The following is a 14,260-nucleotide window of genomic DNA, read 5'->3' on the forward strand; positions in this document are numbered from 1 at the left end:
TCCGCAATGGCCGGAGCCGACTTTAACGCTGCTGCGCCGGCCCCGCACTGCTGGCGTCCGGTCGGTCACGCCGCGCATCCGTGGCGCGAGGCCGATGCGCGTGCCTGCGCGCGTGCGATGCGGCCGCACCGCATGCCGGGCGGTACGCGCTAGGCGGCGATGCCGCCGCCGCGCGCCGCCAGCCTGCGCTCGCACTACGGCCGCCCGGTGCGCGGCTAGAATGCGCGCTTCCCGACGCACTCTCCCTCGCCCATGTCCTCCGCCTTCGGCACTGAAACCGTGCTGGACGTCCGTCACTGGACGGATGCCTATTTCAGCTTCACCACCACCCGCGACGACGGCTTCCGGTTCGAGAACGGGCAGTTCGTGATGATCGGGCTGCAGGTGCCGCAGGCAGACGGCAGCGGGAAACCGTTGCTGCGCGCATATTCGATCGCCAGCGCAAACTGGGAGGAGCAACTGGAGTTCTTCAGCATCAAGGTGGACGATGGGCCGTTGACTTCGCGGCTGCAGCATGTCCAGCCTGGCGACACGGTGCTGGTCGGCCGCAAGCCGACCGGAACGCTGCTGCTGCATGACCTGCTGCCGGGCCGCAACCTCTACCTGCTGGGCACCGGGACCGGTTTCGCGCCGTGGCTGGCGGTGATCAAGGATCCGGAGACCTACGAGCGCTTCGACAACGTCGTGCTGACCCATGGCGTGCGCAACGCGGCCGACCTGGCGTACCGCGACTACATCGTCAACGAGTTGCCGCGGCATGAATTCCTCGGCGAGCAGATCGCGGCCAAGTTGAAGTACTACCCGGCGGTGACGCGCGAGACGTTTACGTTCGACGGCCGCGACCAGCGCGGGCGGTTGACCGAACTGCTCGGCAGCGGGCGTATCGCCGACGACCTCGGCCTGCCGCCGCTGGATCCGGAACACGACCGCGCGATGCTCTGCGGCGGGCCGCAGGTGCTGGCCGATTTCCGCGCGCTGCTCGATGCCCGCGGCTTCGTCGCCGCGCCACGGATCGGCACGCCCGGGCATTACGTGTACGAGCGCGCCTTCGTCGAGAAATAGGCCGGTCGCCCAAGCGTGCGCGAGGGAGCGGCGCGTTGGCGGAGCAGCTTCAGGCGCGAGCCGATCTTCGTTGGCGTGTCGCGTCGCCTGTGCCCAAGGGCGCCCATGAAGCATGCACTTAACCTGTTCCATTAAAACTGAAACGTACGCCTTTGACTCATAAGAGTCTGAGTTCCTGCGACTGGCGAGGTACTAAAATAGCTACCATGCCTTCCCCGCCCGACCTCACCGACCGCCAGCAGGCCATCCTCGACTTCGTCCGCGAGCGCATCGCCGCCGACGGCCTGCCGCCGACCTGGGCGGAAATCGCGCGCGCCTTCGGCTTCCGCCAGACCCGCGCGGCGCAGAAACACCTGCAGGCGCTGGAAGCCAAGGGTTACCTGGCGCTGCTGCCGGGCAAGGCGCGCGGGATCCGGTTGTCGCCGCGCTTGCAGCGCACGCCGCCGCGCGAGGATGAAGTCGAACTGCCCATCCTCGGCCGCGTCGCCGCCGGCCTGCCGATCGGCGCCGATGCCGGCGTGCAACGCCACCTGCTGCTCGACCGCCGGCTGTTCTCGTCGCCGCCGGATTACCTGCTGCGCGTGCAGGGCGATTCGATGCGCGGGGACGGCATCCTCGATGGCGACCTGGTGGCGGTGCACCGCACGCAGGAGGCGCGCGACGGCCAGACGGTGATCGCGCGACTGGATGACGAGATCACGATCAAGCGCCTGCAGGTCACGCCCGATGGCATCCGCCTGCTGCCGCGCAATCCCGGGTACGCACCGATCGAGGTCGCGCCCGGACAGGATTTCGCCATCGAAGGCATCTACTGCGGCCTGATCCGGGAAGGCTGACATGGCGGCCGTGCTCAAACCTGCCGCGCTACAGCCGGTCGTCGACCTCGACACGCTGCTGTCCGACCGTCGCGTCTGGCGCGGCCAGCCGGCGACCGCGCCGGCGACGCCCCGACAACCCACCGGCCACGCCGCGCTGGACGCGGTGCTGCCCTGGGGCGGCTGGCCGGAAGCGGCGCTGACCGAACTGCTGTTGCCCGCCGACGGCATCGGCGAGTTGCGCCTGTTGTTGCCGACGCTGGCGCGACTGACCGGGGCCGGCCACGATATCGCCCTCGTCGCCCCGCCCTACCTGCCGTATCCCGACGGCTGGCGCCAGGCCGGCGTCGACTTCGCGCACGTGCACCTGATCGATGCCAACGCGCGCGAAGCGCTGTGGGCCAGCGAGCAATGCCTGCGCGCGGGTTGCCTGTCGGCGGTGCTGTCCTGGCCGATGCAGGCCGACGACCGCGCGTTGCGAAGGCTGCAGGTCGCGGCCGATACCGGCGGCGTGATGGGTTTCGTGTTCCGCGAGGCGCGCGCCGAGTGCAACCCGTCGCCGGCGGTGTTGCGGATCGCGATCCTGCGACAGGATCGGGAGGACAGCGGGATCCTGGCTGAGGCACGGCAACGTGCTGCGCACCCTCATCCGCCCTTCGGGCACCTTCTCCCGCAGGGAGAAGGAAGCGCGGGAGAGTCGGGGGCGTGGAGCCCCTCTCCCCTCGGGAGAGGGGTTGGGGTGAGGGCCGGAGCGCGTGGAGACCGCGGTGCTGCATACCCTCATCCACCCTTCGGGCACCTTCTCCCGAAGGGAGACGGGATGGGCTTTGGTGCGACCACGCAGGTGCGCGTGCTCAAGTGCCGCGGCGCTACCGCGCCGGCACGGCCGGTGCTGATCACGGATCCGGCCTGCGCGGCCTGATGGCGGACGGCGATGTCCTGGGCCTGCATCCTCCTGCCACGCCTGGCGCTCGACGGCGTCCTGCGTCGGCATCCCGAGCCCGAGCGCCCGCTCGCGCTGGTCACGGGGCCGGCGCAGAAACGTGTGCTCGCGGCGGTGAATCCGGTCGCGGCGCGCATCGGATTGCAGGCAGGCCAGGCGTTGGCGGCGGCGCACGCGCTGGTGTCGGACTTCGCCACCGTGGAGTACGACGCCGGCGAGGTCGCGCGCTGGCGTGATTTCCTCGCCGCCTGGGCGTATCGCTACAGCTCGCAGGTCACCACCGCCTTCGACGACGCGATCGTGCTGGAAGTCGGCGCCAGCCTGCGCCTGTTCGGGCCGTGGCCGCGGTTCGAGCGGCAGCTGCGCGAAGACCTCGTCGCACTCGGGTTTTCGCATTCCATCACGCTCGCGCCCCACCCGCGTGCGGCCTGGGTGCTGGCCGGCGCGCAGGATGGGCTCGCGCTCACGCAGCCGTCGACATTGTCCACCGCCCTCGCCCGCCTGCCGGTCGCGCAGGCGCGGCTGGAGGCGAAAACCGCGCGGGCGTTGCATGCGATGGGATTGCGCCGACTGGGACAGTTGTTCGCCGCGCCGCGCGCGTCACTGGCGCAACGATTCGGCACCGGCCTGCTGCAGCACCTGGATCGCCTGCGCGGCGATGCGCCGGACCCCTTCGACCTGTACCAGCCACCGGATCGCTTCGACCTGCGACTGGAGCTGCCCTACGACATCGAGCATTCGCAGGCGCTGCTGTTTCCGATGCGGCGCGCGATCGCCGACCTGGGTGCCTTCCTTGCCGGCCGCGACGGCGGGGTGCAGCGCTTCGTGCTGCACCTGGAGCATGAGGACCATCCGGCGACCGAAGTCGTGGTCGGCATGCTCGCGGCCGAGCGGGAACCGTCGTTGCTGTTCGACCTCGCACGCGGACGCCTGGAGCAGGCGCGCATTCCCGCGCCGGTACGCGGCCTACGACTGGTGGCCGAGGAACTGCCGCCGTTCGTACCGGCCGGGCGCGAGCTGTTCGACGAGCGTCCTTCGCAATCGATGCCATGGGGCACGCTGCGCGAACGCCTGCGCGCGCGGCTGGGCGACGATGCCGTTTACGCCCTCGCACCTGCCGACGACCATCGGCCGGAACAGGCATGGCGCCGCGCGCCGCTGCCGGCCGCGACGGCATCGGCCATCGAACCTGCGCCGCGTCCGACCTGGCTGTTGCCGCGCGCGATCCCGCTGCGCGATGCCGATCCACGCCTCCTCGCCGGTCCCGAGCGCGTCGAAAGCGGCTGGTGGGATGGCGGGGACACGCGCCGGGATTATTACGTGGTCGAAACCAGCAATGGCCAGCGCGCCTGGGCCTATCGCGGCGTGGGCGAGACCGATACGCCGCTGATGCTGCACGGATGGTTTGCGTGAGCGACGTTCGTTCGAAGCTGGTTTCGCTCCCCTCTCCCCCCGGGAGAGGGGTTGGGGGTGAGGGGCAGCCAGGCGACGAAGTTGCAAACGCCGCTGTAAAGCTGGAGGCGGCGTCACTGTCCTGGCTCGTCCACCCCTCACCCCGACCCCTCTCCCGGGGGGAGAGGGGCTTTTACGCCGAACTCCACTGCCTGTCCGATTTCAGCTTCGGCCGCGGTGCGTCGAATGCGGCGGAGCTGTTCGAGCGTGCGCGGCAGCAGGGTTACCGCGCGCTGGCAATCACCGACGAATGCTCGCTCGCCGGCATCGTGCGCGGGCTCGAAGCCTCGCGCGCGACCGGGCTGCGGATGATCGTCGGCAGCGAGGTCACGCTCGACGGCGACAGCGACGCGCCGCTGAAACTGGTGCTGCTGGTCGAAACGCGCGCGGGCTATTCGACACTCTGTCGATTGATCACGCAGGGACGCAGGCGCTCGGAGAAAGGCGAATACCGGCTGACGCGCAACGACCTGGATGACGGCCTGCCCGGCCTGCTGGTGTTGTGGGTGCCCGATGCACGCCTGTCGCGTGCTGAAGGCGCGTGGTTGAAACAACGGTTCGACGGCCGCCTGTGGCTGGCGGTCGAGCTGCATCGCGGACCCGACGACGCGCGGCGCCTGCAGGCGCTGGAAGCATTGGCGGCGGAGCTCGGCATTCCCGCCGTCGCCAGCGGCGACGTGCACATGCACGTGCGGGGCCGGCGCAGGCTGCAGGACACGATGACCGCGATCCGCCATCGCACCCCGATCGCGCAAGCCGGCAAGCGCCTGTTCCCGAATGGCGAGCGCCACCTGCGCACGCAGCGCGCGTTGTCGGCGATCCATCCACGGCACCTGCTGGATGAAACCCTGCGCATCGCCGAGCGCTGCGTGTTTTCGCTGGAAACGCCGCTGGGCTACGAATATCCGCATGAGCTCGTACCCAACGGACACACGCCCCAGACCTGGCTGCGCGAACTGGTCGAGCGCGGCATGTGCGAGCGCTGGCCGGAAGGCGCCAGCCCGCAGGCGCGCGCGCTGATCGAAAAGGAACTCGCACTCATCCACAGGAAGCACTACGAGCCGTACTTCCTGACCGTCCACGACATCGTCCGCCATGCACGGTCGCTCGACATCCTCTGCCAGGGCCGGGGCTCGGCGGCGAATTCCGTGGTCTGCTACGTGCTGGGCGTCACCTCGATCGACCCGGCGCGCATGGGCCTGCTGTTCGAGCGCTTCCTGTCCGACGAGCGCAACGAGCCGCCCGACATCGACATCGACTTCGAGCACGAGCGGCGCGAGGAGATCATCCAGTACATCTACGCGCGCTATGGACGCGACCGCGCGGCGATCGCAGCGACCGTCATCCGCTATCGCACCCGCAGCGCGGTGCGCGACGTCGGTCGCGCGCTGGGATTGCCGGAAGACCAGCTGGCGCAACTCAGCCGCAGCACCAGCGCGTGGAGCAGCGATACGCCCTCGACGCAGCGCCTGCGCGAATACGGATTCGACCCCGACAGCGCGGTGATCCGGCGGCTGGTCGAGCTGGTCGGGCAACTGCTTGGCAAGCCGCGGCACCTGTCGCAGCACGTCGGCGGCTTCGTGATCTCCGAGCACCCGCTGCACACGCTGGTGCCGGTGGAGAACGCGGCGATGGACGAGCGCACGATCATCCAGTGGGACAAGGACGACCTGGACACGATGCAACTGCTCAAGGTCGACGTGCTGGCGCTGGGCATGCTGACCTGCGTGCGCAAGGCACTGGAGCTGGTGCGCAAGCATCGCGGCCGCGATTACACGATGGCGACGATCCCGCCGGAAGATGCCGCCACCTACGCGATGATCCAGCGCGGCGAGGTCATCGGCGTGTTCCAGATCGAATCGCGCGCGCAGATGGCGATGCTGCCGCGGTTGAAACCGGAGACCTTCTACGACCTGGTGATCGAAGTCGCCATCGTGCGCCCGGGCCCGATCCAGGGCGGCATGATCCATCCCTACCTGCGCCGCCGGCAGGGACTGGAACCGGTCGACTATCCGTCCGAGGCGCTGCGCAACGTGCTGGCGCGCACGCTCGGCGTGCCGCTGTTCCAGGAACAGGTGATGCGCATCGCAATGGAAGCCGCCGGCTATACGCCCGGCCAGGCCGACCAGTTGCGGCGCGACATGGCGGCGTGGAAGCGCCATGGCGGGCTGGAGAAGCATCGCGATGCGCTGCTCGAAGGCATGGCCGGCAACGGTTACGCGCCCGACTTCGCCGAACGCATCTTCGAACAGATCAAGGGCTTCGGCGATTACGGCTTCCCGGAATCGCATGCGGCGAGCTTCGCGCTGATCACCTACGTGAGCTCGTGGATCAAATGCCATGAGCAGGCCGCGTTTTCCTGCGCCTTGCTGAATTCGTTGCCGATGGGGTTCTACCAGCCACCGCAACTGGTGGCCGATGCGCGCAAGCAGGGCATCGAGGTGCGCCCGGTCGACGTGCGCTACAGCCACTGGGATTGCACGCTGGAGGAAGGACTTCCGGCCGCCTCGGCTGTTGCCCCTCTTCCGCTTGCGGGAGGGGGCCGGGATGAGGGCGCCTCACCGCTCGCCCTGCGCCTGGGCATGCGCCTGGTCGGCGGGCTGCGCGAAGCCGTCGCCCAGCGCATCAGCGCCGCGCGGGCATCAGGTGACTTCCGCGACCTGGATGACCTGGTCGCGCGCGCCGACCTGGATCGCGGCAGCCTCGACCGCCTCGCCGAGGCCGGCGCCCTGCGCGGGCTGGCCGGGCATCGCCACCGCGCGCGCTGGCAAAGCGCGGCCACCGAAAAACAACTGCCGTTGTTCGCCGCCGCGCAGGCCGTCGATGCGCGCTCCAGGTCCGAGCCGCGGATCGCGATCCCGCCACCGAGCGCCTTCGAGGACACGCGCGCCGATTACGCCAGCATCGGGCTGACACTCGGCACGCATCCCGTCGGGCTGATCCGGCGCGCATTGCAGCAGCGCCGTTACCGCAGCGCGCGCGAACTGGCGCAGTGGCCCGACAAGCGCCGCGCGCGCTACGCCGGCCTGGTGATCCTGCGCCAGCGCCCGCAGACGGCCAGCGGCGTCACCTTCATGACGTTGGAAGACGAGACCGGCATGGTCAATGTCGTGGTCTGGGCGCAGGTGGCCGAACGCCAGCGCCGGGTTTTCCTCGAATCGCAGCTGCTCGCGGTCGAAGGCCGGATGGAATCGGCCGAGGGCAGCCAGCACCTGATCGCGACCCGGCTGCAAGACCTGTCGTCGCTGCTGGGCGGAGTGGCGACGGTGTCGCGGGATTTCCGCTAAACGGCGGTGGGACGCAGGGCAGGAAAAGCGCGACGCTGGCGCCCCTCCCGCGCAGGGCCGGGACTCTCGCGGGCAGGCGACCGGACGTGGGGAGCGCGCCGGTGAAGCCGCCCCTCGCCGGGCTGGCGATTCTCGCGGGCGCCTGGTGCCGCATGGCAGACTCAAATCGCGTCCCGCCACCGGAGCCGACGATGCGCCCGTCCCTGCCTGGCCTGCTGCTCATGCTCGGCATGCTCTTCGGGTGCTATCCGAAGGGCGATCCCACCAGGCCCATTCCCACCGTGACCGTGCCCGCGCCACGGACCGCCACCCGGCTGGTGGTCGTGCTGCCCGGCCGTGGCGACGACATCGCGGCGTTGCAGCGCGCCGGCATCGCGCAGGCCATCAAGGCGCAATGGCCCGACGCCGATGTGGTCCTCACGGGACTGGCGATGGGCTACTACCTCAAGGGCAACGCGGTGCAGCGCCTGCACGACGAGATCCTGGTGCCGGCCAGGCAACGCGGCTATCGCGAGGTCTGGCTGCTCGGCGCATCGCTCGGCGGCCTGGGCGCGCTGATGTACGACGGGCAATGGCCCGGCAGCGTCGACGGCATCCTCCTGATGGCGCCGTACCTGGGCGAGAAACCGCTGCTGCAGCAGATCGATGCGGCCGGCGGCCTGGCGCACTGGAACCCGGGACCGGTGCCGCCGCAGGTCAATGGCGACAATTTCCAGCGCGAGCTGTGGCGGCACCTCCAACAGTGGACGCGCGATCCGTCGCGCGCGCGCAACGTCTGGCTGGCCTACGGCGACCACGACTACCTGCGCGACACGATGCCGGCGCTGGCGCCGCTGCTGCCGCCCTCGCACGTGCTGGTGCGCAGCGGCAAGCATGCATGGGCGGTATGGACGCCGGCCGCGCGGGAAATACTGGCAAGGATCGATGCCGGGCGCGCTCAGCGCGCGCCGTGACGCAACCACAGCAACGCCGTCGCCTCGTCGGAAAAGACGCCCGCCGAGATCCCCGATTCGATCGCGATCATCGTCGACAGTTCGTCCTGGCGAAGGCGCTCGTGCCGCGTCTGCACGACGGCCACCCGGAAATCCGCCAGGTCCAGGTCGGCGACGCCAGCGATGACATGGCGAAAGCCCGCCTCGGTCATCATCGCGCCGGAAAACTGCAGCACGACCAGCATCTGTCGCAGGCCCGCCTCGCGCGCCAGCCCCAGGTTGTACCGCCAGCGACGCAGCGCGGCGTCGGCATGCCCGCCCTCGCCGGTGATCTGCACGCGCAGGACGCCACGCAGGCTGCGATCCACGGTCATGATCACCGGGCCGAAATCGCCTTCGACGACGATCGGGAGTTTTCCGATATGCGCGATCATCCCCATGGCCGATCGTGCCCGTGTCGCAGCCACAGTTCCGCGGCGATCGGGTTGTCGAACACTCGCGCCGAAAACCCGTGCTCGCTGGCGAGGATCTCCGCCGTTTCCATCAGCGGCGTCTTGAAACCCGCCATGTCGACATAGGCCACGCGCACGCCTTCCAGTCCCAGCCCGGTCATGCCGGCGAAAAAGCCGTGCATGTGCTCGAGCTGCATCGGCTCGCCCTCGACGTGGCTGATCGCCAGCAGCCTTTTCGATCCACGCAGCTTGACCTCCGCCGCGATCCGCAGCCAGCAGTCCAGCACGTTCTCGGGCACCCGCTCCCCACCGGTGATCTTCACCTGCAGGTCGTCACCGAAGCTGCGGAAGGCCAACTGGTAGGGCGTCGGCATTGGCGTCAGCCCAGCGCGGCCTCGATGTCGGTGGCGATCGCTTCGGGCTTGTCGGTCGACGCATAGCGGCGGATGACGCGGCCGTCGCGGCCGACCAGGAACTTGGTGAAGTTCCACTTGATGGCCTCGGTCCCCAGCAAGCCGGGTCTCTCGCCCTTCAACCAGCGCCACAGCGGGTGCGCGCCAGCGCCATTGACCTCGACCTTGGCGAACAGCGGGAAGTCGACCTCGTAATTCAGGCTGCAGAAATTGCGGATTTCCGCTTCGTCGCCCGGCTCCTGGTGGCCGAACTGGTCGCAGGGGAAACCGAGCACCACCAGCCCGCGATCGCGGTACTGCCGCCACAGCGCCTCGAGCCCTTCGTACTGCGGCGTGAACCCGCACTTGGACGCGACATTGACTACCAGCAGCACCTTGCCCGCGTATTGCGACAGCGGCTGCGGCGTGCCGTCGATGCCGACCGCGTCGAATTCAAATGCCGTGGTCATTTGCCTGCCCCCGTTTGCACCCGTTCCGGCTCGGCGAAGGGCTTGATCCCCAGTGCCGTGTCGATCTCGCTCGGGTAATACGCATTGCCGTCCTTGAGCACCAGCGCGACCTTGCGGATGTCCGAGATGTCCTTCGTCGGATCGCCATCGACCAGCACCAGGTCGGCGCGCTTGCCGATCGCGATCGATCCGCGGTCGTCGAGCACGCGCGAGAACTTCGCGCCATTCCAGGTCGCCACCTGCAGCACCTGCGCCGGCGTCAGGCCAGCCCGTACGTACAGCTCCAGCTCGCGCTGCAGGGTGAAGCCAGGCAATTCGTCGGTGCCGGCCTCCAGCGGCACGCCCGCCTTGTAGGCGCGGCCGACGAACTCGACCATCTTGTCGAAGGACTTCGCATAGCGCGCGGCGGTGGCGTCGTCGGGGATGTCCATCTCCGCGGCGCGGCGCGAACGCTGCACGTCCGGTGGCAGGTGGTCGGCGATGTCGGCCACGATCGACGACATCTCGCCGTCACGCTGGTGGATGAATTCGAAGGTCGCCAAGGTCGGATCGATCACCGTCGTGTGCGACACCAGCAGCGCGATGAAGTCCTGCACGGGCTTGCTGTCGAAGTCGAGATCGGCGGTCTTCTCGGCCGGCAGGTAGAAGCGCTGCAACGTGCGGGTATCGGTCTTGTCGTCGACGAAGAAGTTCAGCAGCAGCTGGTTGATGTGCTGGATCTCGTCGTAGCCCTGCTCGACGGCATCCTGCGCGCGCATGAACGCCGGCACGTGGCCACTGACGCGCATCCCGTAGTGGTGGGCATAGGCCGCGGTGTCGTGGACGAGATCCTTGGGGAACGAGTTGTATATCTTGATCTGCGGATAGCCGTGCGCGTGGTACCAGTCGACGGCCTTCTTCGCGCCATCGAGGTCCTTGATCACGAAGCCGATCCGCGCCGACATCTGGCTTTCGCCTTCGATGAAGCCGGCCGGCACGATGTGCGGCGCCATCAGCTTGCCGGTCTTGCCGTCGGCGATCAGCTGCTGCAGCGTGGCGTTGTCGTTGCCCATGTCGCGGATGCTGGTGATGCCGGCCGCCAGGTGCAGGCCGCCGTCCCAGGCGCTGAAGTGCGCGTGCATGTCGAACAAGCCCGGCAGCAGGACCCGGTTCTTGCCATCGACGACATGGTCGGCCGCGATCGGCGTCGCGCTCGCGGGATCGATCGAGGCGATGAAACCGTCACGCACCAGCACGTCGCTGGGCTGCAGGAGCCTGGCGTGCTCGCTGTCGAACACGCGCACGTTGCAGATCAGGGTCGAACCCGGCATCGGATGCAGCAGCCGCTGCTGCAGGTCGACCAGCGCCTGGCTCTCCGCCTCTTTCTGGCGCGCTTCCAGCGCATCGCCGTCGGCCTCGTAGCCTTCGGGCATCAGCTGCAGGAAGCCCGGCGCGATGAAGGCGAACATCCGCGGGGTGGCATCGGTCGTCGCCCAGGCGAACGTCGGCGTGAAGCCCAGCCCGGTCAGCGCGAGCAGTTGCAGGTGGCGTTGCCGGTCCGCCTTGCCGATGGTGGCTTCGGCGACCTTGCGCATCGTCAGCGTGCCGTTGGGCAGCAGCGGCAGCTTGCCGTCCGCACGCTTGGACAGCGCACTGATCGCGACCGAGATCGCTTCGGGCGATCCGCCCAGCGGCGTGTACTGCGCGGTGCCTTCGACCGCCTGCGCGCCATGGTCGGAGGTGGACTTCCATTGCGCCTGGTGGCCTTCACGCTGGAAGGACTCGTCCACCGGCGCCCCGAAAGTCGACGTGCCCTTGGCCTGGTAGCGGGCGAAGGTGCCGTCCGGCGCGAGCGTGTACTGCTCCTTCAACTCCGGCCCGCGCCCGTTGTCCTTGAACACGAACTCGACGTGGGTCACACCATCGTCGCCGTGGGTGACGATCTCATGGCCCGCCTGCTTGCCGCCATGGACCAGGGCCACGTAGCGCACGGTCTCGGCCGCCATCGCGCCGGATGCCAGCAGCAGTGCGAACAGGCCCAGCGACAGGCGGACGGCGAGGACCACGCGGCCTCGGCGTGCCGGGGCACCGGGCCCGGCAAAGGAATGACGCGTTGCGTGCATGGTGTTCCCCGGGGTGGTCTGGCCGCCGAGTCTAACCCTGCCGCCAAGCCGTGAACGCGAGCCCTGCAACGTCGATCGGGTAAAGTCGGGGGCTCATCGGTCAACCGAAGGAAGCCGTCATGAAGCACCCGCTGCCCCTGGCGCTCGCCGCCGTCCTCGCCCTGTCCAGCCCCGCGTTCGCGGCGGGCGGAACGGACGCCGCGCCAGCGACCGCGAACCCCTTCGCGAGCGCGAGCACACTGCCGTTCCAGGCTCCCGACTTCGCCCGGATCCACGATGCGGATTTCGCGCCCGCGTTCGCCGAGGGCATGCGCCAGCAGCTGGCCGAGGTGCAGGCGATCGCCGACAACCCGCAACCGCCGACTTTCGACAATACCTTCGTGCCGCTGGAGAAGAGCGGCCGCATGCTGTCGCGCGTCAACATGACCTTCAACGCGCTGACCTCGGCCAACACCGACGACGTGCTGCAGAAGACGCAGGAGGACGTCGCGCCGAAGCTGGCCGCGCACGCCGATGCGATCTACCTCAATCCAAAGCTGTTCCAGCGCATCTCCGCCGTCTACGACAAGCGCGATTCGCTGGACCTCGATCCGGAATCCAGGCGCCTGGTCGAGTGGTATTACCTGGACTTCGTCCACCACGGGGCGCGCCTGTCCGATGCCGACAAGGCCAAGCTCAAGGCCCTGAACAAGGAAGAGTCGACCCTCAGCGCCGGCTTCATCAACAAGCTGCTGGCCGGGACCAAGGCCGGCGGACTGGTGGTCGACGACAAGGCCAAGCTAGCCGGCCTGTCCGATGCCGAAATCGACGCCGCTGCCCAGGCCGCCAAGGACCGCAAGCTCGACGGCAAGTGGGTGATCCCGCTGCAGAACACCACCCAGCAGCCGGCGCTGCAGTCGCTGACCGATCGCGGCGTGCGCGAGCAGCTGTTCAATGCATCGTGGACCCGCACCGAGAAGGGCGACGGCAACGACACCCGCGACACCATCTCGCGGCTGGCGCAGGTGCGCGCGCAGCAGGCCAGGCTGCTGGGCTACGACAACTATGCCGCCTGGAAGCTCGAGGACCAGATGGCGAAGAAGCCGGAGACGGCGTTGAAATTCCTCGACGACCTGGTGCCGGCCGCGACCGCGCGCGCGCGCAGCGAGGCCGCCGACATCCAGGCCCAGATCGACAAGGACGGCGGTGGCTTCAAGCTGCAGCCGTGGGACTGGCAGCTCTACGCCGAACAGGTGCGCAAGGCCAAGTACGACCTCGACGAATCGCAGATCAAGCCCTACTTCGAGCTCGATAACGTGCTGCAGAACGGCGTCTTCTACGCCGCCCACCAGCTGTACGGCATCAGTTTCAAGGAGCGCAAGGACCTGCCGGTGTACCAGCCGGACGTGCGCGTGTTCGAGGTGACCGATGCCGACGGCAAGCCGCTGGCCCTGTTCTACGCGGATTACTTCAAGCGCGACAACAAGAGCGGCGGCGCCTGGATGGACAACCTCGTCGGCCAGTCGAAGCTGCTGGGCACCAAGCCGGTCATCTACAACGTCGCCAACTTCACCAAGCCGGCGCCCGGCCAACCGGCGCTATTGAGTTTCGACGACGTGACGACGATGTTCCATGAATTCGGCCATGCGCTGCACGGCATGTTCGCCGACGAGCGGTATCCGAGCCTGTCGGGCACCAATACCGCGCGCGACTTCGTCGAGTTCCCCTCGCAGTTCAACGAGCACTGGGCGCTGGAGCCGAGTGTGTTCGCGCACTACGCCAAGCACTACAAGACCGGCGAGCCCATGCCGCAGGCGCTGGTGGACAAGATCAAGAAGAGCGACACCTTCAACAAGGGCTACGACATGACCGAGGCGATCTCGGCCGCGCTGCTCGACATGTCCTGGCACACGCTGCCGGCCGATGCGCCCAAGCAGGACGTCGATGCCTTCGAACTGGCCGCGCTGAAGAAGAACGGCACCGACCTGAGCTACGTGCCGCCGCGCTACCGCTCCAGCTATTTCCTGCACATCTGGGGCAATGGCTACGCGGCCGGCTACTACGCGTACTCGTGGACACAGATGCTGGCCGACGACGGCTACGAATGGTTCAAGGAACACGGCGGCCTGACGCGGGCCAATGGCGACACCTTCCGCAAGATGGTGCTGTCGCGCGGCAACACCGAGGACCTGGCGACGATGTACCGCAACTGGCGCGGACATGATCCCGACATCAAGGCGATGCTGCGCGACCGCGGCCTGGCCGGCGGGGATGAAGGCAAGACGCCCTGACCGTCGCCGCGAATGCATGAAAAAACGCCGCCCGAGGGCGGCGTTTTCGTTTGGCCGATGCCTGCGCCGCCAACAACGCGCCG

The 14,260-nt window shown here is 68.5% G+C and carries 11 protein-coding genes; 7 read left to right on the forward strand and 4 right to left on the reverse strand.

Features of this window, described 5'->3' with window-relative positions:
* Positions 1–252: 252 nt before the first annotated feature.
* The 6 genes from G7B67_RS08875 to G7B67_RS08900 all read left to right on the forward strand — a co-directional run bounded on the left by G7B67_RS08875 (position 253) and on the right by G7B67_RS08900 (position 8,512).
* Positions 253–1,062 carry a ferredoxin--NADP reductase gene (locus G7B67_RS08875; RefSeq protein WP_166211058.1) on the forward strand — a complete coding sequence of 270 codons (810 nt, stop codon included), beginning with the start codon at positions 253–255 and terminating at the stop codon, positions 1,060–1,062.
* A gap of 206 nt (positions 1,063–1,268) precedes the next feature.
* Entirely contained in the window at positions 1,269–1,898 is a 630-nt protein-coding gene (gene lexA / locus G7B67_RS08880; RefSeq protein ID WP_166211061.1) for a transcriptional repressor LexA, read from the forward strand.
* Position 1,899: 1 nt separating this feature from the next.
* Positions 1,900–2,799: a translesion DNA synthesis-associated protein ImuA gene (imuA, locus tag G7B67_RS13435; RefSeq protein WP_243412307.1), complete on the forward strand. Its 900-nt coding sequence runs from the start codon at positions 1,900–1,902 to the stop codon at positions 2,797–2,799.
* A 12-nt stretch (positions 2,800–2,811) separates the two neighbouring features.
* Complete coding sequence (locus tag G7B67_RS08890) at positions 2,812–4,233, forward strand: Y-family DNA polymerase (protein WP_166211064.1); 1,422 nt, start codon at positions 2,812–2,814, stop codon at positions 4,231–4,233.
* A gap of 116 nt (positions 4,234–4,349) precedes the next feature.
* Positions 4,350–7,559 carry an error-prone DNA polymerase gene (locus G7B67_RS08895; RefSeq protein ID WP_243412313.1) on the forward strand — a complete coding sequence of 1,070 codons (3,210 nt, stop codon included), beginning with the start codon at positions 4,350–4,352 and terminating at the stop codon, positions 7,557–7,559.
* 191 nt (positions 7,560–7,750) lie between these two features.
* Positions 7,751–8,512, forward strand: coding sequence for an alpha/beta hydrolase-fold protein (locus G7B67_RS08900; protein ID WP_166211070.1), 762 nt, complete (start codon positions 7,751–7,753; stop codon positions 8,510–8,512).
* Here the strand turns inward: G7B67_RS08900 and G7B67_RS08905 are convergent.
* Genes G7B67_RS08905 through G7B67_RS08920 form a run of 4 tightly spaced genes read right to left on the reverse strand, consistent with a single transcriptional unit; the run spans position 8,497 to position 11,850 of the window.
* Positions 8,497–8,925 carry a hypothetical protein gene (locus G7B67_RS08905; protein WP_166211073.1) on the reverse strand — a complete coding sequence of 143 codons (429 nt, stop codon included), beginning with the start codon at positions 8,923–8,925 and terminating at the stop codon, positions 8,497–8,499. The two genes, G7B67_RS08900 and G7B67_RS08905, sit on opposite strands and share 16 nt — an antisense overlap.
* A complete protein-coding gene (locus tag G7B67_RS08910; protein ID WP_166211075.1) occupies positions 8,922–9,317 on the reverse strand; it encodes a hypothetical protein in 396 nt (131 codons plus the stop codon). Before G7B67_RS08910 ends, G7B67_RS08905 begins: the two co-directional genes overlap by 4 nt.
* 5 nt (positions 9,318–9,322) lie before the next feature.
* Complete coding sequence (locus G7B67_RS08915; protein ID WP_166211078.1) at positions 9,323–9,805, reverse strand: glutathione peroxidase; 483 nt, start codon at positions 9,803–9,805, stop codon at positions 9,323–9,325.
* A complete protein-coding gene (locus G7B67_RS08920; RefSeq protein ID WP_243412308.1) occupies positions 9,802–11,850 on the reverse strand; it encodes an amidohydrolase family protein in 2,049 nt (682 codons plus the stop codon). The genes G7B67_RS08915 and G7B67_RS08920 overlap by 4 nt, the downstream gene beginning before the upstream one ends.
* Before the next feature lie 176 nt (positions 11,851–12,026).
* On the opposite strand from G7B67_RS08920, the gene dcp reads away from it, so the two are divergent.
* On the forward strand, positions 12,027–14,177 hold the full coding sequence (dcp, locus tag G7B67_RS08925) for a peptidyl-dipeptidase Dcp (RefSeq protein ID WP_166211084.1): 2,151 nt from the start codon (positions 12,027–12,029) through the stop codon (positions 14,175–14,177).
* Positions 14,178–14,260: the final 83 nt, after the last annotated feature.

Source organism: Cognatiluteimonas telluris (assembly GCF_011320095.1).
Lineage (GTDB): Bacteria > Pseudomonadota > Gammaproteobacteria > Xanthomonadales > Xanthomonadaceae > Cognatiluteimonas > Cognatiluteimonas telluris.

What these genes read in the sequence shown, in the direction of transcription:
- G7B67_RS08875 (WP_166211058.1), top strand. Translation starts at nt 253, where the DNA reads ATGTCCTCCGCCTTCGGCACTGAAACCGTGCTGGACGTCCGTCACTGG.
- lexA (WP_166211061.1), top strand. Translation starts at nt 1,269, where the DNA reads ATGCCTTCCCCGCCCGACCTCACCGACCGCCAGCAGGCCATCCTCGAC.
- G7B67_RS08910 (WP_166211075.1), bottom strand. Translation starts at nt 9,317, where the DNA reads ATGCCGACGCCCTACCAGTTGGCCTTCCGCAGCTTCGGTGACGACCTG.
- G7B67_RS08915 (WP_166211078.1), bottom strand. Translation starts at nt 9,805, where the DNA reads ATGACCACGGCATTTGAATTCGACGCGGTCGGCATCGACGGCACGCCG.
- G7B67_RS08900 (WP_166211070.1), top strand. Translation starts at nt 7,751, where the DNA reads ATGCGCCCGTCCCTGCCTGGCCTGCTGCTCATGCTCGGCATGCTCTTC.
- dcp (WP_166211084.1), top strand. Translation starts at nt 12,027, where the DNA reads ATGAAGCACCCGCTGCCCCTGGCGCTCGCCGCCGTCCTCGCCCTGTCC.
- G7B67_RS08905 (WP_166211073.1), bottom strand. Translation starts at nt 8,925, where the DNA reads ATGATCGCGCATATCGGAAAACTCCCGATCGTCGTCGAAGGCGATTTC.
- G7B67_RS08890 (WP_166211064.1), top strand. Translation starts at nt 2,812, where the DNA reads ATGTCCTGGGCCTGCATCCTCCTGCCACGCCTGGCGCTCGACGGCGTC.
- imuA (WP_243412307.1), top strand. Translation starts at nt 1,900, where the DNA reads ATGGCGGCCGTGCTCAAACCTGCCGCGCTACAGCCGGTCGTCGACCTC.